Source organism: Pyxidicoccus sp. M6, assembly GCF_055568925.1.
Map to the genome: position 1 here is coordinate 8,273,886 of NZ_CM145714.1, position 18,183 is coordinate 8,292,068.

General features: G+C 69.9%; 15 protein-coding genes. 9 read left to right on the forward strand and 6 right to left on the reverse strand.

All coding sequences use genetic code 11. From position 1 onward, the window contains the following. The first annotated feature begins 68 nt into the window (after positions 1 to 68). Entirely contained in the window at positions 69 to 974 is a 906-nt protein-coding gene (locus ACVTJA_RS32380; RefSeq protein ID WP_465825424.1) for a peptidoglycan-binding protein, read from the forward strand. A gap of 1 nt (position 975) precedes the next feature. On the opposite strand, the gene ACVTJA_RS32385 is transcribed toward ACVTJA_RS32380, so the two are convergent. Then, positions 976 to 3,834 carry a hypothetical protein gene (locus ACVTJA_RS32385; RefSeq protein WP_465840563.1) on the reverse strand — a complete coding sequence of 953 codons (2,859 nt, stop codon included), beginning with the start codon at positions 3,832 to 3,834 and terminating at the stop codon, positions 976 to 978. A gap of 9 nt (positions 3,835 to 3,843) precedes the next feature. Further along, positions 3,844 to 6,207 carry an FdhF/YdeP family oxidoreductase gene (locus tag ACVTJA_RS32390; RefSeq protein ID WP_465825425.1) on the reverse strand — a complete coding sequence of 788 codons (2,364 nt, stop codon included), beginning with the start codon at positions 6,205 to 6,207 and terminating at the stop codon, positions 3,844 to 3,846. 343 nt (positions 6,208 to 6,550) lie between these two features. Here ACVTJA_RS32390 and ACVTJA_RS32395 point away from each other — a divergent pair, with 343 nt between their 5' ends. From ACVTJA_RS32395 to ACVTJA_RS32425, 7 genes are all read left to right on the forward strand, one after another. Next, positions 6,551 to 7,906, forward strand: coding sequence for a BON domain-containing protein (locus tag ACVTJA_RS32395; RefSeq protein ID WP_465825426.1), 1,356 nt, complete (start codon positions 6,551 to 6,553; stop codon positions 7,904 to 7,906). Positions 7,907 to 7,922: 16 nt separating this feature from the next. After that, positions 7,923 to 8,435, forward strand: a complete 513-nt coding sequence (locus ACVTJA_RS32400; RefSeq protein WP_465825427.1) for a BON domain-containing protein — start codon at positions 7,923 to 7,925, stop codon at positions 8,433 to 8,435. A gap of 133 nt (positions 8,436 to 8,568) precedes the next feature. Beyond that, positions 8,569 to 10,224 carry a urocanate hydratase gene (gene hutU, locus ACVTJA_RS32405; protein ID WP_465825428.1) on the forward strand — a complete coding sequence of 552 codons (1,656 nt, stop codon included), beginning with the start codon at positions 8,569 to 8,571 and terminating at the stop codon, positions 10,222 to 10,224. 21 nt (positions 10,225 to 10,245) lie between these two features. Further along, positions 10,246 to 10,983, forward strand: coding sequence for a hypothetical protein (locus tag ACVTJA_RS32410; RefSeq protein WP_465825429.1), 738 nt, complete (start codon positions 10,246 to 10,248; stop codon positions 10,981 to 10,983). A gap of 3 nt (positions 10,984 to 10,986) precedes the next feature. Beyond that, a complete protein-coding gene (gene hutI, locus ACVTJA_RS32415; protein WP_465825430.1) occupies positions 10,987 to 12,252 on the forward strand; it encodes an imidazolonepropionase in 1,266 nt (421 codons plus the stop codon). Positions 12,253 to 12,340: 88 nt separating this feature from the next. Further along, a complete protein-coding gene (locus tag ACVTJA_RS32420; protein ID WP_465825431.1) occupies positions 12,341 to 13,210 on the forward strand; it encodes a class II glutamine amidotransferase in 870 nt (289 codons plus the stop codon). Between the two features lie 97 nt (positions 13,211 to 13,307). Further along, positions 13,308 to 13,703, forward strand: a complete 396-nt coding sequence (locus ACVTJA_RS32425) for a pentapeptide repeat-containing protein (protein ID WP_465825434.1) — start codon at positions 13,308 to 13,310, stop codon at positions 13,701 to 13,703. A 39-nt stretch (positions 13,704 to 13,742) separates the two neighbouring features. On the opposite strand, the gene ACVTJA_RS32430 is transcribed toward ACVTJA_RS32425, so the two are convergent. Beyond that, positions 13,743 to 14,147 carry a DoxX family protein gene (locus ACVTJA_RS32430; protein WP_465825435.1) on the reverse strand — a complete coding sequence of 135 codons (405 nt, stop codon included), beginning with the start codon at positions 14,145 to 14,147 and terminating at the stop codon, positions 13,743 to 13,745. Positions 14,148 to 14,264: 117 nt separating this feature from the next. Here ACVTJA_RS32430 and ACVTJA_RS32435 point away from each other — a divergent pair, with 117 nt between their 5' ends. Beyond that, positions 14,265 to 15,218 (forward strand): AraC family transcriptional regulator, encoded by a 954-nt coding sequence (locus ACVTJA_RS32435; RefSeq protein ID WP_465840564.1) that lies wholly within the window; start codon positions 14,265 to 14,267, stop codon positions 15,216 to 15,218. Positions 15,219 to 15,240: 22 nt separating this feature from the next. On the opposite strand, the gene ACVTJA_RS32440 is transcribed toward ACVTJA_RS32435, so the two are convergent. From ACVTJA_RS32440 to ACVTJA_RS32450, 3 genes are all read right to left on the reverse strand, one after another. Continuing rightward, positions 15,241 to 15,948, reverse strand: a complete 708-nt coding sequence (locus tag ACVTJA_RS32440) for a hypothetical protein (RefSeq protein WP_465825436.1) — start codon at positions 15,946 to 15,948, stop codon at positions 15,241 to 15,243. A gap of 215 nt (positions 15,949 to 16,163) precedes the next feature. Next, on the reverse strand, positions 16,164 to 16,649 hold the full coding sequence (tsaE, locus tag ACVTJA_RS32445; RefSeq protein WP_465825437.1) for a tRNA (adenosine(37)-N6)-threonylcarbamoyltransferase complex ATPase subunit type 1 TsaE: 486 nt from the start codon (positions 16,647 to 16,649) through the stop codon (positions 16,164 to 16,166). Then, positions 16,646 to 18,181: an NAD(P)H-hydrate dehydratase gene (locus tag ACVTJA_RS32450; protein WP_465825438.1), complete on the reverse strand. Its 1,536-nt coding sequence runs from the start codon at positions 18,179 to 18,181 to the stop codon at positions 16,646 to 16,648. The genes tsaE and ACVTJA_RS32450 overlap by 4 nt, the downstream gene beginning before the upstream one ends. Between the last annotated feature and the right edge of the window lie 2 nt (positions 18,182 to 18,183).

Sequence of the window (18,183 nt, forward strand, 5' to 3'; positions counted from 1 at the left end):
GGCAACTTTTCCTTGAAGGCGCAGAGAATAGGGGCATTCTCTCATTTTCCAGGAATAGAGCCGCTTCCATGGTTGCCATCGCCCGCGCCTCCTCGACTGCTGCCCTCCGTCAGACCGCCAGCGCCTCGCTGCCGACCCTTCGTGAAGGCTCGAAGGGTGCGTCGGTGGTGTCGCTGCAGAACAAGCTGAAGGCGGCGGGCTTCAATCCCGGTGCCGCGGACGGTGCGTTCGGCCCGAAGACGGAAGCCGCGGTGAAGGCCTTCCAGAAGTCGCGCGGGCTCGCCGCCGACGGCGTGGTGGGCCCCAAGACGTGGGCCGCGCTGAACAAGCCCGCGTCGTCGGGAGGCTCGGGGCCCACGCTGCGCCCGGGGGCGAAGGGCGAGCCCGTGCGCGCCCTGCAGAACCGCCTCAACGCGCTCGGCTTCAATGCCGGGGCGGCGGATGGCTCGTTCGGCCCGAAGACGGAGGCCGCGGTGAAGGCCTTCCAGAAGTCCAAAGGCCTGACGGCCGACGGAATCGTGGGCCCCAAGACGTGGGACAAGCTGGGCATCAAGGTGTCGGGCACGCCGTCTACGGGTGGCGGTGGCGGGAAGGTCGTCACCGGCTACGTGAATGGGGTACCCCGGAACATCACCGTGGCCTCCATTCCCAACGGGAAGGTGTTGCGCACGGACGCGGCGGCGGCCTTCAACCGCATGCACGCGGCGGCTCGCGCGGCGGGCATCAACATCACCGTCAACAGCGGCTTCCGCACCATGGCCGAGCAGCAGGCCCTGTACCGCGCCTACCAGAACGGCACAGGCAACCTGGCCGCGAAGCCCGGCTACTCCAACCACCAGGGCGGCATCGCCGTGGACCTCAACGTGGGCGGTACGGGTACCTCCACGTATCGCTGGTTGGCGGCCCACGCGAAGGAGTACGGCTTCGTGCGCACCGTTCCCTCCGAGCCCTGGCACTGGGAGTTCCGGCGCTGACTCAGCGGAAGCGCCACTCCACGACGAAGGCAGGTCCTCCGGACACAGCCTCGGTCCGGGCTAGAGCCTCGGGCCTCTCGTCTCCGGACCACAGGCCGACGAGGTCACCCATCAACCACTGAGACAGGGGACGCGCCGCGCGCTGCACGTCCTCGCGGCGCACGCCGGTCAACGAGCGCTGTGCCTCCATCAGCCCACGCACCACTCGCGTGGGCAGCACCCAGCACTCGGCGCGAGGGAATGGCGGCACGAGGAAGAGGCAGAACGCGGCCTCCGTGCGCAGCAGCAGCGCGTCCAGTTGCTCGCGAGCGAGCCGGAACGTGGGCATCCACTGGCCCTCGCCCCGCTGCTCCAGCTTCAGGACCTGCACGGAGACCACGCGCTTCGTGCGGATGAAGCCGGCCACCTCTACGTCGATGACGAAGGCCACCTCCACGCCCGAAGGCCGGAACAGGGACATCTGCGCCGGAGGCTTCGCGGCGCGAGGAAGCTTCATCGGCGATGCGGAGCTCGCAATCGCGATGGTCGAAGACGCCTCCACCTCGGTCACTCCCGAAGGGGCTGGCTTGAGCTCGGACTCCGAGGCTCCCGATGCCGTGTCCGTGCTTTCCGAAGCGCCGGTCGCGGCAGCAGGTTCCTCAGCGCGGACATGAGCCGAAGCACTGTCAGCCGTGCGCTCCAAAGCGCCTGACATGACCTCGGTGTCCTCGTGAGCAGCAGCGCCTTCAGATGCCGCGTCCACGCGTAACGGAGTACCGGTCCCAGTCAAAGGCTCCGCGTTGACCTCGGAAGGTGAAGCACCATCGTGCTCCGCGATGGAGTCTGCCGACGCAGCAGTCCCCGTCGCAGCCTCCGCGTCCACCACGGAAGACGCGAGTCCGGGGGCCACGTCCGACGAACCCGAAGCGTCAACTGAACTCGTCGGTGCCGTAGCTGCCTCTGGCAGAGCAGCGCCTCCAGGAGGCGCGTCGGATGTTTCCGAGAAGCCAGCCGAAGTTGCCAGTGCCGCAGCGGCCTCGGAAGGAGCAGTGCCTTCAGGCTCCGCTCCGGGTTCGGGTTCAGCTCCGAGCTTTCGGACCGTGAGCTCCATCCGCAACGGCGCCGGCTGTCCCTGCGCCAGTAGCGCGGACAGGTCCGCCTTCACACGTTCCAGCTCGGCACGCAGTCCCTCCAACAAGTCCGCGACCAGCCCACCAATGTCCTCACGGAACCGCTCCGGATAGCGCGTGGCGAACTCCGCCTCCACTCGCGCCAGTGCGCCGAGCAGCGCCTCCTCGAAGTCCCTGTCCCGCAGCCATGTGCGTCCGCCCAGCGGCACGGCGCGTGTCACATGAAGATGCCGAAGCGCCTCCGTCAGCGTGGACGGACCGGAAGCACTCGACGGCTCGACGGCAGGTGCCGCCCCACCCTTCTTCCCGCTCCCCTGCAACCACGTCTGCAACGTGCGCACGCGGAACCGCACGCGAGACGACGGATGCTCCTTCAGCTTCCGCACCAACCGCCGGTCCGTCCCCGTGCGAATCAGCGCGAGCACCGCCAACTCCGCCTCGGAAGCCGCGGCATCCGGCGCGCACCACAGGAAGAACTCGATGGCCGCCTTGCGCAGCACGGGCTTGCGGCCCACGCGCGTGGACACCTCCTGCCGCCACGCCGCCAGCTCGTCCATGCCCGGCCGCACACCACCCGCGCCGAACCGCGGCCACAGCTCCGAGCACTCCTCCGCCAGCCAGCACAGGTGGTCGAACGCCGCAGCCAACGGTTGCAACTTCACGCGCACGCGCCCCCGCCGCTCGAAGGCATCCGGCAGTCCCCTCCGCACGGCCGCGCGGAACAACCGTTCCTCCAGCCACAGCAGCGTCAGCACCAGCGCGGGCTCGCCCTTGCGCAGCGTGGCCTGGCAGTGGTCGAGCACGAAGCGCACCGGCTCCAGGTTCGCCATCGCGTCGAAGTCCCCGCCCACCAGCGCGCCCAGGGCTCCGCGCAGACCGTCCACCGGCGGTGCATCGAAGCGCGCCAGCAGCTCGCACAGATTCTCCACCACCTCCGGTGGGCCGCCCGCCTCCAACGTGCGCGACAGCAGCAGGCCCGCTCGCGCGCACCAGTCCGGCTCGCGGCGGCCACTCGGATAGCACGCGAGGAAGCCGCTCATTCCACTGCGGCCCTCGGGCGACGTGGCCAGCGCGAACAACCGTTCCGCCAGCACCTCGGAAGCTTCGTTCCACGGAACGCGCGCGGCCCGCGAGCGGATGAACTCCATCAGCCGCGTCCGTCCCTCCTCGGGCGTCGTGGGCAGCAGGGCCCTCAACTGCTCCAGCAGCCCAATCGACTTCGCCCCCGTCCCGAGCACCTGCTTGAGGTCCACCTCCACCGCGTGCTCGAAGCGCAGCGCCCGTCCATCGAACGTGCACGGCGTGTCTCCGACGAGCGACAGCAGCGACTCCGGGTGCCGCTTCAGGTAGCGCGTGAGCACGGTGGAGACGACGGCATCGGTCTCCTTCCGCACGCGCGTCGCACCTTCGGAGTCTCCCGCCTCCTGCAATGCCGTGAGCACCGACTCCTGCCGCTGCCGCAACCGCTGCAACAACCCGGAGGGCGGAGCCGCATACGGCCACATCAACTCCACGCACGAGGACAGCAGGAACAGCAGCTCCGCCGGAGTCCGCTCACCGGAGTCCAGTCGAGCCCACGCCGCGGACTCGGCCAGGGTCCGCTCTTCCAGCGAGGCCCCGCGCACCCATTGGGCGAAGGACTCTCGCCACCGCGCGGACGCCACGAGGGCCTCCGCCGTGGGAGTCCCCGGCACCTCGTCGTAGAGCGGCCGGAGCGACTCCGGCCAGCCGGTCTCAGCGGACGGCAGCAGCATGGCCTCTCATGATGCCGGATCCGCGTCCGAGGATGGGGACAAGGTGATGACCACGGACTTCGACGTGGGCGTGCGGCTCTTCTCCGCGAAGCTGTCCACCGGCACGAGCACGTTGGCCTCCGGGAAGTACGTGGCCGCGCACCGGCGGGGAATGTTGTACGGCACCACGCGGAACTTCAGGGCCACGCGCGTCTCGCCCTGGAAGTGGCTGGTCAGGTCCACCACCTGCCCTTCCTTCAGGCCCAGCTCCTTCATGTCCCCCGGGTGCAGGAGCACCACGCGCCGGCCGTTGCGGATGCCCCGGTAGCGGTCATCCAATCCGTACACCGTGGTGTTGAACTGGTCATGGGTGCGGATGGTCATCATCAGCAACTGCCCGGGTGCCAGCTCCAGCTTCGGCAACTCGTGCACCGTGAAGTGCGCCTTGCCGCTCGCGGTGGTGAACCGTCCCTCGCGCGGGCCGTTGGGAAGAGCGAAGCCTCCGGGCTCGCGCACGCGCCGGTTGAAGTCCTCGAAGCCAGGGATGACACGGGAGATGAGCTCACGGACGCGGTCGTAGTCCTCCACCAGCCACGACCACTTCACCGCCGAGCGACCGCCGAGCACCGCTTCCGCCAGCTTCGCGACGATGACGGGCTCGCTGAGCAGGTGCTCCGACGCGGGCTCCACCGCGCCGCGAGACGCGGACACCATGCCCATCGAGTTCTCCACCGTGACGAACTGCGCACCGCCCGCCTGCACGTCGCGCTCGGTGCGGCCGAGGCACGGGAGGATGAGCGCCCGCCGTCCATGCACCAGGTGCGCGCGGTTGAGCTTCGTGGACACGTGCGCGGTGAGCCGCGTGCGGCGCAGGGCCTCGGCGGTGAGCTCCGTGTCCGGCGTCGCGGAGAGGAAGTTGCCGCCCAGCGCGAAGAACACCTTCACGCGCCCGTCGTGCATGGCGCGAATCGTGTCCACCGTGTCCATGCCATGGTGGCGCGGAGGCTCGAAGCCAAACTCGCGTGACAGCGCGTCGAGGAACGCGTCCTTCGGCCGCTCCCAGATGCCCATGGTGCGGTCGCCCTGCACGTTGCTGTGGCCGCGCACCGGGCACAGGCCCGCGCCGGGCCTGCCCACGCTCCCGCGCAGCAGCGCCAGGTTGACGATCTCCTGGATGTTGGCCACCGCGTTCTTGTGCTGCGTGAGCCCCATGGCCCAGCAGTAGATGGTGCGCTCGGAGCGCGCGAGGATTTCCGCCGCCGCGACAATCTGCTCGCGAGGCACCCCGCTCCCCTCCACCACGTCCTCCCACCGCACCTCGCGAATCCGCGCGGCCCATGCGTCGAACCCGAGCGTCTTCTCTTCGATGAACGCGCGCGCCACCACCGTGCCCGGCTTCGCGTCCTCCAGCTCCAGCAGCGCCTTGGCCAGGCCCTGCAGCAGGGCCACGTCGCCGTTGATGCGCACCTGGAGGAACTGCGTGTTCAGCGCCGTGCCGGGGCCGAAGAGGTGCAACACCTCCTGCGGGTGCTTGAAGCGATTGAGCCCCGTCTCCGGCAGCGGGTTGATGGAGACAATCTCGCAGCCCCGGCGCGCGGCGGCCTGGAGCGACGACAGCATGCGCGGATGGTTGGTGCCCGGATTCTGACCGATGACGAAGATGGCATCGGCCTTGTCGAAGTCCTCCAGCGTGACGGTGCCCTTGCCGATGCCGATGGTCTCGGACAGCCCCGTGCCGCTGGACTCGTGGCACATGTTGGAGCAGTCCGGCAGGTTGTTGGTGCCGAACTGCCGCACGAAGAGCTGGTAGAGGAACGCGGCCTCGTTGCTCGTGCGCCCCGACGTGTAGAAGCACGCCGCGTCCGGAGTGCCGAGCGCGTTCAGCTCCTCCGCCACCAGCGCGAAGGCCTCGTCCCAGGAGATGGGCGCGTAGTGCGTGGCGCCCTCGCGCAGCACCATGGGGTGCGTGAGGCGACCCTGCTTGCCCAGCCAGTGGTCCGTCTGCTGTGACAGCTCCGCGACGCTCCACTGACGGAAGAAATCCGGCGTCACGCGCGCCGTCGTCCCCTCCTCCGCCACGGCCTTCGCGCCGTTCTCACAGAACTCCGCCATCGAGCGGTGGCCCGGGTCCGGCCATGCGCAGCCCGGACAGTCGAAGCCGTGCTGCTGGTTCACCTTGAGCAGCAGGCGCGTGCCGCGCACCGGGCCCATCTCGCCCCAGGCGTGCTTCATCGTGGACATCACGGCGGGGATTCCGCCGGCCACCTCGGACATGGGGCCCACGCGGGGAGGACGCGGCTCCTCGGGCGGCTGTGCGCTCGGGTGCACGGGGGCCAGTGTCGCCTCCGATGACGGTTGCGGTTCCCGCTCGTTCCGATGTCCGTCGGCCATGACACGCCCCTCCAGGCGCCATGCGGCCGACTGCCCGGCCGCGACGCGCGCGAGTCTATCCCTCCCCGCGTATGCGCGGATCCGCGCCGAAGTCTGATGCCTGCTCCTCTTCCCGCACCCATGGTGCGGCTGGCCGGGCGTCCGCCACGGCGCGTCAGAGCGGTCTTCTGATGCGGCGCTCCCGTCATTCCCAGACAGCGCACGGGGCCGCCGGGGCAACCCGGACAGCGCGCATGCCTGTCCGGACTGCGAGCGTGGCAAGGGCGCATTGCCGGGACCACTCGGGGTCAAAAACGTCTGGAGTCGAAGCGAAGGCGAACGCGACACGTCAGGAGGCGACGCGATGAACGGCAGGCGTGATGACGACCGGGAACGGCGGTACGGAGAGCGGGAGCTGCGCAGGGGGCAGGCGGAGGAGTTCCAGGCGGGCCGGCGCGGGGAATACGACCGCCAGCGGGACTGGGACGAGCATGGCTACGAGCGCGGCCCCGAGCGACTCGGCCATGGCGGCCGTGACGTGCGCGTCGCGGACGAGAACCCGCGCAGGGGGCAAGGCCGCGAGGTCCCCGATTACGGAAGAGACACCGGTCGCGCGGACTGGGACGAGGACCGCGACTACGAGCACCCCTCGCGCGACTTCGACCGGGACCGTGACTACCGCACGCTGAGGGGCGACACGGACCGGCGCGACTACGAGATGGACCGGGACTTCGGCCGCGCGGCTCGCGACCTGGACCGCGCGCGCGAGTATGGCCGCGACTTCGACCGCGACCGCGAGCTGGACCGCCGCGCACGTGAGCTCGACCCCGAGCGCATCGCCCGCCGTCCCGGCTTCAGCCCGAGCGGCAACTACCGCGCCTTCCAGGAGGAGCTGCGCGAGGAGCGCGAACGTCCCCGCCGCTATGGTGACCGCTCGCGACCCACGAGCCTGGACGTCGACACGGACCGATGGGGCTCCGGCCAATACGGCCTGGGAGCGGGCGCGGACTACCGGACAGGCGGCGGCCGGGACTACGAGCGCTACGGCGGCGACGTGGGCCGCGGCGGCAGGGAGCGGGGGCGCTACGGCTACGACACACGCGGCGCCAGCACGGACGAGCGCCTCGACGAGCGGCGTCCCGTCGGCCGCGACTTCAGCTTCAGCGAGCGCGGCGTGAGAGGTGGCACCGGCCGCGTCCCCGAGGAGGACACGCGCTACGGTGGCACGGAGCCCGGAGGACACGGGCCCGGCGTGGAGAACATGGCGCCGCCCTCGGTGGGCTACGGCACCAGCCCGTCACGCCGCGATGACCACGAGATGGGCCATGGCGGCTACATGGGCGGCACCTACCGCTCCGCCACGCCGACGCGGCTCGAGACGCCGACGCGCCCCGTGTCTCCGGGACGCGGCCCGAGGAGCTACCAGCGCGGCGACGACCGCGTCCGCTCGGACATCTGCGACCGGCTGATGCAGGGGTGGATGGACGCCGACGACGTGGACGTGAAGGTGAAGGACGGCCTGGTGACGCTGTCCGGCACGGTGCGCAGCCGCGACGAGAAGCGCGCCATCGAGGACCTCACGGAGGAAGTCCTCGGCGTGAAGGAAGTGACGAACAACATCCGCATCAACCGGGCCGAGGGCGTCGTGCACCGTCAGGCCTCGCAGGAGCCGGTGCAGCAACCCGGCGCGGACACGGGCGACCGCGGCCTGCACTCGTGACGCAAGGGAGCGCACCATGGCGAACCGTCGATATGAAGAGAGGCCCGGAGACTGGAACTACGAGGGCCCGCAGGGCCACCAGTGGCGGGACATCCGCGAGCAGCAAAAGACTGACCGGGCGCGTCATGGCGGTGGCTACGGCATCGGGGGCGAGCGCCGCGGCTACAACCAGGGCGGCCTGGACCCTTCCGCCTACGAGGAGGGCTACACGCACCGCAGCTACGACCGGTTGCTGGACGTCACCGAGACGCGGCGCCGCGTGCTGGGCAAGGCACCGCGCGGCTACGTCCGCTCCGATGAGCGCATCCGCGAGGACATCTGCGAGCGGCTCATCGACAGCCCCTACGACGCGAGCGACGTGGAGGTCGTGGTGAGGGAGCGTGAAGTCACGCTGACGGGCTCCGTGCGGGACCGCATGGAGCGGCGCGCCATCGAGGAGCTCGTCGCGACGGTGCGGGACGTCCACGACGTCTTCAACCGCATCCGTGTGACGGGCCGTGACACTCCGCAGCGAAAGTTGCACTCATGAGGTGAAGCAAAACGAACCGTTCCCGGGCGAATGCCCACCCGGGGACGGGGCCTCACCGGGCTGTGCCGCCGGTGCGCGGGTTCGGGTAGTGTGCCGCGGCTTTCCGGCAGCCACACCCCCCAGGAGTCTGTACATGTCCCGCGTCATCCGCGCCCCCCATGGTTCCACCCTCTCGTGCAAGGGCTGGGTCCAGGAGGCCGCGCTCCGGATGTTGATGAACAACCTCGACCCGGACGTCGCCGAGCGCCCCGAGGACCTCGTCGTCTACGGCGGCACCGGCAAGGCCGCTCGAGATTGGCCTTCGTTCGACCGCATCGTCTCCAGCCTGCAGAGCCTCGGTGACGAGGAGACGCTGCTCGTCCAGTCCGGCAAGCCGGTGGGCATCTTCCGGACGCACCCGGACGCGCCCCGCGTGCTCATCGCCAACTCCAACCTCGTGGGCCGCTGGGCCAACTGGGAGCACTTCCACGAGCTGGAGAAGAAGGGCCTGATGATGTACGGCCAGATGACCGCGGGCTCGTGGATCTACATCGGCACGCAGGGCATCCTGCAGGGCACCTACGAGACGTTCGCCGCCGCCGGCCGCTTCCACTTCGGCAGCGAGGACCTCGCCGGCCGCCTCGTCCTCTCCGGTGGCCTGGGCGGCATGGGCGGCGCGCAGCCGCTGGCCGCCACCATGAACAACGCCGTGTTCCTCGGCGTGGAAATCGACCGCACCCGCGCCCAGCGCCGCGTGGAGACGCGCTACCTGGACGTCATCGCGAAGGACCTCGATGAGGCGCTCGCGCTGGTGAAGGAGGCGCAGCACAAGCGCATCGGCCGCTCCATCGCCGTCATCGGCAACGCGGCCTCCATCTTCCGCGAGCTGTACCGCCGTGGAATCAAGCCGGACCTCGTCACGGACCAGACGAGCGCGCATGACCCGCTCAACGGCTACATCCCCACGGACCTCTCGCTGGAGGCCGCGGCCGAGCTGCGCAAGAGAGATCCGGAGGGCTACGTCCGCCGCGCGCGCGAGTCGATGATGATGCACGTGGAGGCGATGAACGACTTCCAGCGCGCCGGCAGCCACGTGTTCGACTACGGCAACAACCTGCGCGGCCAGGCGCAGCTCGGCGGCATGGAGAACGCCTTCGAGTTCCCCGGCTTCGTGCCCGCGTACATCCGCCCGCTCTTCTGCGAGGGCATGGGCCCGTTCCGCTGGGTGGCCCTCTCCGGAGACCCGGAGGACATCCGCCGCACGGACAAGGTGGTGAAGGAGCTCTTCCCGCAGAAGGCCTCGCTGCAGCGCTGGCTGGACATGGCGGGAGACCGCATCGCCTTCCAGGGCCTGCCGGCGCGCATCTGCTGGCTCGGCTATGGTGAGCGCGCGAAGGCGGGCCTCGCCTTCAACGAGATGGTGCGCAAGGGCGAGGTGAAGGCCCCCATCGTCATCGGACGAGACCACCTGGACTGCGGCTCGGTGGCGTCGCCCAACCGCGAGACGGAGGCGATGAAGGACGGCACGGACGCGGTGGCGGACTGGCCCATCCTCAACGCGCTGGTGAATGCGGTGAATGGCGCGTCGTGGGTGTCCTTCCACCACGGCGGCGGCGTGGGCATGGGCTACTCGCTGCACGCCGGCCAGGTCATCGTCGCGGACGGGACTCCTGAAGCCGCGCGCCGTATCGAGCGCGTGCTCACCAGCGACCCTGGCATGGGTGTGCTGCGCCACGCGGACGCGGGCTACCCCGAGGCCATCGACGTGGCGAAGCAGCGCGGCGTGAAGATTCCCGGCATCACCGTCTGACATCTCGGAAGAAGGACCGCCATGCACCGGACGCACGCGAGGATGTTCCTCCTGTTGCTGGCCACCGCGCTCGGTGCGCTGGCGGGTTGTGCCCCCACGGCGATGGGCCCCATGGTGATGCGCATGGGGCCCGGCGCGCCGGACAAGAACTTCGCCCAATTGGGAGTGCGCTCCGGCCCGAGGCTGAGCGCGCCCACCTCGGGGGCGCAGCCGTTCATCCCCGAGTCGGACCGCTTCCGCGGCGACGACGCCAGCTTCGCCACACAGCAGTGGGGCATGACGCTCGATGCGGCGATCTCCTGGCCGCTGACGGAGCGCCTGCAGCTCCACACCGGCTTCCAGGGTGAGTTCTTCCTGCCGCTGCCCATCCCGGGCTACGGGCTGTACGCGGGGGCCTCGTACTACCTGGGCTCGGAGCGGCTGGGCCTGGGCCCCGCGGTGGCGCTGCGCGGGGCCTCGGACTTCGGCATCGACTCGCGCGGCGGCCCGGGGAGCATGTTCGGCGCGGAGGCGTCATGCGCCTTCTCGATTCAACCCGAGAAGAACGTGTCGCTGGGCCTGGTGCCCTTCTTCGCGTGGAACGTGCTGTCGTCGCACGGGCAGACGGACACGGCCGTGTACTACGGCGGCGTGGTGGCGGCGCGCTTCACCTGGGGCTGGCTGGACGACATCGAGCTGTCCGGCGGCTTCGGCCGGGCCAAGATTCACGAGGGGGCGAGCTGGAACGTCCCCATCGTGGGCGTGCGTGGAGGTCGTTGACACATGGCTGCACTGGAGCTGCTGGTCCGAAACACCTCGGAGGTCCTCACGGTGGAGGGCACGCACCGCGAGAAGGCCGAGGTGGCGCTCACTCCGCGCCCGCATGCGTGCGTGGGCCTGCGCGCGGGCCGCGTCGCGTACGTGGGCCCGGAGGCGGACCTGCCCGCGGACGCGGTGGATGGCGGCACCGAAATCATCGACGCGCGCGGCGGCTTCGTGGGCCCCGGCTTCGTGGACCCGCACACGCACCTCGTCTTCGCCGGCGAGCGCTCCGCTGAGTTCGACTTGCGCAACCAGGGCGCCACGTACCTCGAAATCGCCAAGGCGGGCGGCGGCATCGTCAGCACGGTGCGCGCCACGCGCGCGGCCAGCGAGGACGAATTGGTGAAGCTCGCCCTGCCCCGCCTCCAACGACTGATGGCGCACGGCGTGACGGTGGCGGAGGTGAAGAGCGGCTACGGGCTCGACTTGGAGAACGAGCTGAAGATGCTGCGCGTGGTGCGCCGGCTCGCGGGACTGACGCCGGTGGAGCTGGTGCCCACGCTGCTGTGCGCGCACGCCATTCCCGAGGAGTACCGCGGCCGGCGCGACGACTACGTCCGGCTCTGCATCGAGCAAATCCTCCCCGCCGTGGCGGCCGAGGGCCTGGCGCGCTTCTGCGACGTCTTCGTGGAGGACAGCGCCTTCACCGTGGACGAGGGCCGCCGCATCCTCACCACCGCCCGCGCGCTGGGCATGGTGCCGCGCCTGCACGCGGACCAGCTCACGGCGTGCGGCGCTTCGGAGCTCGCCGCGGAGCTTGGAGCCGCAACGGCCGACCACCTGGAGCAGGTGACGGACTCCGGCCTGCGCGCGCTCGCCGAGGCCAACGTCTCCGCCGTACTTGTTCCCACCTCCACGCTGTTCCTGCGCATGCGCCCCTATGCCCCCGGGCGCAGGTTGCGAGACGCAGGTATCAACGTTGCTTTGGGTTCAAACGTAAATCCTGGCTCGGCCATGAGTGAAAACGTGGCCTTGGTGTTGGGATTGGCCTGTCTCGAAAACGGGCTGAGCGCCGCGGAGGCGTACTGGGCGTTCACTCGCGGGGCCGCGCAATCCTTGGGGCTTCAATCACATGGACGGCTGGCCGTGGGAGACCCAGGCGACCTGGTGGTCTTCAACTGTGCCTCGTACCGACATCTGCCCTACCATCTAGGGGTAGGTCACGCGCGCGTGGTGGTGAAAACAGGGCGTATTGTCGTCCGTCAGGAGATGAATTCCTGCGCGTGAAATGGCGTCACTTTGACAAGCGACGCTATCCGATGAGACATGGGAACTTCTCGTCGGGGCCGGGCTGTATAAATACCTGCCGCTTGCCATGTGCCGACTCTTTGGATTTCGCTCATCGACGCCTTCCGCAGTTCATCCCGCTCTGGTGACGGAGAAGAACTCGCTCCTCATCCAGTCGCGCGAGCACAAGGACGGGTGGGGAATCGCCGCCTACGGCGCGGAGCCGGTGCCGCTCGTCGCCCACGGTGTGGGGCCCGCGCACAGCGACCCTGATTTCGAGCGGGTCAGCAGCCGTGTCTCCTCTCACACGGTGGTGGCGCACATCCGCCTGGCGTCCGTGGGCGCGGTGGAGCTGCGCAACTCGCACCCCTTCCACCATGGCCGCTGGTCCTTCGGGCACAACGGGACGCTGCGCGAGTTCGCGAAGCACCGTGCGGCCGTGGAAGCGCTCATCAGCCCGAGTCTGCGTGGGCACATCAAGGGCACCACGGACAGCGAGCGCTGCTTCTACCTCTTCCTTACCCGCCTGGCGGCCCGGCACTCGCTCGAGCACTCGGTGCCCGTGGAGGGCGTGGCCCGCGCGGTGGCGGAGACGATGTCGCTGGTGTCGGCGATGACGGACCGGCCGGGGGTGGAGGGTGGGCCCTCGGCGATGAACTTCCTCGTCACCAATGGCGAGGTGATGGTGGCGTCGCGCCGCAACCGCACGCTCTTCGTGTCCACGGGCGCGAAGTGCGGGGCCGGCACGGCGGCGTTGCCGCCCGTGGGGACACAGGTGCCGCAGTTCATCGTCGCCAGCGAGTCGCTGTGCGGCGGGCCCTACTGGTCGCAGGTGGAGGAGGAGGACGTCGTCGCCGTGGACTCGCGGCTCGTCTTCCACCGCTGGCGCGTGCACGAGCTGGCCGGGGGAGACTTGTTCCCGCCGGTGAACCCGGGCACTCCAGTCAACGCTGCGTGAGTGGCGGAACGCGGAGCTCCGCGGATGCGCGCCGTGATTCGGGCGCGATATCGCGGAGCTTCGTTGAGGCACGCTGCGCTTCCCGTGCGCCGGTGAGGTGACCCCTGCTCTGGAGACGTGCTGGGACGACGCGTTCCTGGAGGGCGCGGTGCTCACGGCGTCCAACCTGACGCGAAGCTCGTTCCGACGCGCGCATCTGCGCGATGCTCGGCTCGACAGGGCCTCGCTGTTCAAGGAGGACCTGCGGCACATCGAGGCGGGAGTGGACGCCACCTCCGACCTGGACGCGGAGCTGTGCGCGATGTTGAAGGCCTCGGACTGGAGGCTGCACCTGCTGGCGTCGGCGGCCATGGTGCTGGGGGGGCGCGGGCGAACGTCCCGTGGCAGCCATGTGGAAGCGCCTGGATTCGGGGGAGCTTCGCCCACGCCCAGCTCACCGTGGCGCTGCTCCTCACCGACCCGGATTTCGAGGCCCACGCGCGAGAGCGGATGAAATCCCCTGCTCCGCCCGAGCCATCCAGGCGCAGTGGAGCTACACGCCTCTCGCGCCCGAGTGAGTCAGGCCGCGCGCGGGCGCGGTGAAGAACACGCGGAGCAACTCCGGCCGGTCCACGAACAAGGCGATGGCGAGCACGACGAAGGAAATCGTCGCAGCCCCTCCGTGCGCGAGGGTATGGCCCGCGGCCCAATGTGAGCCCATGGCCCCGGCCATCAGGAACATCAGACCGAGCAGCGACGGCGTTCTCAGACGCGGCACGAGGAGCGCCAGCGCACCAATCACCTCCAAGAGACCGATGAGGCGCGTGGGCACCTCGCCGTAATGCATCGAGGGCATTCGCACGCTGAACGGCTCCAGCCAGAGCGCCTTGCCACCACCCACGTAGAGCATCCACACCACGAGCAGGCCAATGAGCCCCCACTGCACGTACTTGCGCATCCCGGTTCCTCCTGGTTACGAACCTGCGCAAGGGATACGGGCACGGCGGTGGACGTTCCATGCTCGAACCGCCGTGTTTTATGTCCAAGCGTCCAGCAGGAGGGCCGTACCTTGGATGTGCTATCGGACGTCACCCAGGCCATCCGCCTGAAGGGGCTCATCTCCGGAGGGCTGGAGCTCGCGGCGCCGTGGGGCATGCGCGTGCCGAAGCGCGGGCATCCGTGCTTCTACGCCATCGCTCGCGGCAACTGCGTGGTGGAGGTGGAGGGAGTGGATGGCACGTACTCGCTCGCGGGAGGGGATTTGTTCTTCCTGCCCCGGAGCCATCCGCACCTCATCCGCGACAGCCGGCGCACGCGGCCACAGCCAGTCGAGAAGGTCATGGCCCGTGCGAGCCGTGACGGCCGGCCGGGCTCGCCCGTCGATGGGGATGGACCTGTCACGGCCTTCGTCGCTGGCTGCTTCAGCCTGGACGAGGGGCCACGTCACCCGCTGCTGTCCTCGCTGCCAGACGTCATCCATCTGCGCGCGGACCGGCGTCAGTCCGCGGGAGGCCTGGACGCGGCGCTGCAATTCATTGCAAGCGAAGCAGCGTCGAGGGCGCCGGGAGTGACGACAGTGCTGTCGAGGCTCGCGGACATCCTCTTCGTGCAGATTGTCCGCGCGTATGTCGCTGAGTCGGGAGAGAACAGCGGTCCGTGGCTCCGCGCACTGGCGGACCCGCAGATTTCCCTCGCGCTCCAGCGCATCCACGAGCACCCGGATGCACCGTGGACGGTGGAGTCACTCGCACGTGAAGCCGCCATGTCGCGCTCGGCCTTCGCCGCGCGCTTCACGGAGCTCGTGGGCGAGCCGGTGCTCGCGTACCTGACCCGGTGGCGGATGGTGAAGGCGCGCGAGTGGCTCACGGCCCCTGGCGCCTCCGTGAGCGAGGTGGCTTCACGCGTGGGCTACACGGCCGAAGCCGCGTTCGCGAAGGCCTTCAAGCGCATCGTTGGCGTGGGGCCTGGTGCGTTCCGCAAGGAGGCGGTCCCGCCCGTGAATCCGGGCGCGCCGAGGAACGCGGCCTGAGGCGCCGTCGGGGTGCGCGGGCCTACTCCGCCGCGCGCTCGCTCACCTGCTCGCAGAGCTGACGCAGCATGTGCTCCCACCGGTTGCGCCGGTGCCGCGCGGTGCTCGTGTAGATGCCCCGGGCCAGACCAAACGCGCCGAGCGCCGCGCCGATGAACATCCCCAAGCCCATCAACACGGAGTCGGAGAACATCGCGGCCCCCACGGAGAGGGGGATGCCAAACCCGGCACCCACGCCGCCGCCCACGCCGCCGTACAGGCCTCCGGCCAGCCCGCCCTGCGAGGCCTGCAGCTCCACCCGCGTGCGGCCGTTCCGGCTCCACACCGTCACCTTCTGGGGCAGCACGCCGTCCTGGGACTTGCGCGTCCAGGTCAGCATCTGCCCGCCCAGGGAGACGGTGCCCTCCCCGCCCAGGATGTCGTTCATCCGCGCGCCGAGCCCCTCCAGTGCCTTGGCGGACAGCTCCACGGGCACCGTGTGCTCCAGCAGCACGCCCGTCGGCTCTCCCAGGACCAGGCTCTTGGGGGCAATCGTCTGTGGAGCCGTCAGCGACTCCGCCGCGTGACGGATGTTCTCCGGGGCGATGCCCGCGTCGGCGGCAATCCGCTCCAGCTCATCAAGGCTCAGCGCCGTCTCCGGCGCCTCCGCGTTCATGTGCGCGGCGCGCCGCAGGATGAGCTCGGCTTCCTGTTGCGTGAAATGACGACCGGGCTGTCGCGTCTTTTCCATGGATGCCCACCCTATGCCAGCAGGCCGGGGGAAGGACTCACGAGGAGCCTGCTTCCCGCCGGCGTCGTGGACGGAGGCTTGCTCCCTCCGCTGGGATGGATGCAGGCGTGCGCGCACGAAGGCCGCTTGCGACGCAAGCAGCCCGCTCTCTTCCCGATTCGAGTCAGCAAATACAGCGCGCTACTTGCTTCGGGCGCTCAGCATCCCTGGCCGTCTCAGGCCAGTGGGAGCCACGCCTCGAGCAACGCCGCCGGCCGCTCACCGAAGGCTTCCGCCGTGAGCTCGCGAGCATCCGCCCCCGCGTGCCGCAGCGTCACTCGCAGGTGCTCGCGCGGCGCGGTCTCCGGAATCCGGTCCAGCCACTCCACCAGTGACGCACCGTCCCCCGCCTCCACCATGTCCAGGAAGCCGGTGGAGTACAGGTCGTCGTAGTTCGTCAGCCGGTACAGGTCCGCGTGGTACAGCGGAATCCTTCCCGAGTACGGATACACAATCGCGAACGTGGGGCTGGCCACCTCGGAGCGAGGCACCTCCGCGCCCTCGGCTACGCCGCGCACCAGGTGCGTCTTTCCCGCGCCCAGGTCGCCAATCAATCCCACGAAGTCACCCGGCCGCAGCAGCCCACCCAGCCGCACGCCCAGGGCATGCGTCTCCTCGGGCGACGCCAGCCGCACCGTCTTCACTCGCGTCGCGGTGCTCATCGCCCCCACCGGGTCCACACCTCACAGAGCCCCTGCTCCACCAGGTCTCCCGCAATCAACCCGAGCTGCCCACGCCGCGCCGCCGCCAGGTCGCCCGCGAGCCCGTGCGCATACACCGCCGTCCACACCGCATCCGGCACCGGGAAGCCCTGTGCGAGGAAGGCACCGAGCAGGCCCGACAGCACATCCCCCGAGCCCCCCGTGGCCATGCCCGGATTGCCTGTGGTGTTGATGAACACACGTCCATCCGGATGCGCCGTGAGCGTCCTGTCGCCCTTCAGCACCACCGTCACCCCGAGCCCCGACGCGAGCTGCTTCACCACCTCCAGCCGCCGCGCCTGCACTTCCTTGGTGGGCTTCCCCGTCAGCCGAGCCATCTCCCCCGGGTGCGGCGTGAGCACCACCGGCGCCTTCGCCCGCCGCAGCACGGACAGGTCATCCGCCACCGCGTTGAGCGCATCCGCATCCAGCACCGCGGGCAACTCCAGACGCGACAACAGCTCGCCAATCAGCTTCCCCGTCTCCGGGCCGCGAGGAATCCCGGGGCCGATGACGAGCGCATCCTTGTTCTCGGCCGCGGCCAGCAGCGCGTCCAAGTCACTCATCGCCAGCGGCCCGGAACCGTCCAGGGGCGTGCCCATGATTTCCGCCGAGTGCGATTGAATCGTGTCCAGCGCATCCCCACGCGCCGCCACCGTGACGAGCCCCGCCCCCGAGCGCAGCGCCGACTTCGCCACCAGCGCCGCCGCGCCCGACTTGCCCCGGCTCCCCGCCACCGCGAGCACGTGACCGAAAGTCCCCTTGTGCGAGTCCGCCCGGCGCCTGGGCAGCGTGCAACGCGCGTCCGCCTCTTCCACCACGTAGAGCCTCGGGCCGGACAACTCCTTCGCCGCCTCGCCGCCCATGCCGATGTCCACGCGCTTCACCCGGCCACACAGCGAGGCCCCGGGCTCCAGCACCTGCCCCGGCTTGAGGAAGCCGAAGGCCACCGTGACATCCGCCTCCACGCACGGCGTGAAGGGCTCGCCCGTGTCGCTCTGCAGGCCCGACGGCACATCCGCCGCCACCACCTTCGCCCCCGCGTTCCACCAGCGGGAGATGGCACCAATCGCCTCCGCGAACTCGCCCGCCGGCGCGCGGCTCAGCCCCGTGCCGAACAGCGCGTCCACCACCACGTCCCCCAGCCCCAGCTCCGGCAGCGACGCCAGCGAGCGCGGCACCACCCCGAAGGCCTTCAGCGCCACCAGGTTCCGCTTCGCCTCGAGCGTCAGCTTCGCCGCGTCGCCCACCAGCGCCACCGTGACGCGCGCTCCCCCCTCCTGGAGGAAGCGCGCCGCCACCAGCCCATCGCCGCCGTTGTTCCCCGGTCCGCACAGCACCGTGAAGCGCCCGCTCGGGCTGGCCAGGCTCCGCGCCACCTCCGCGAGCCCCCGCCCCGCGTTCTCCATCAGCAGCGAGGAGGGCATGCCGTGACGCTCTTCGGCGTCCTGCTCGGCTTCACGCATCTGGGCAGCGGTGAGGACGCGCAACATGG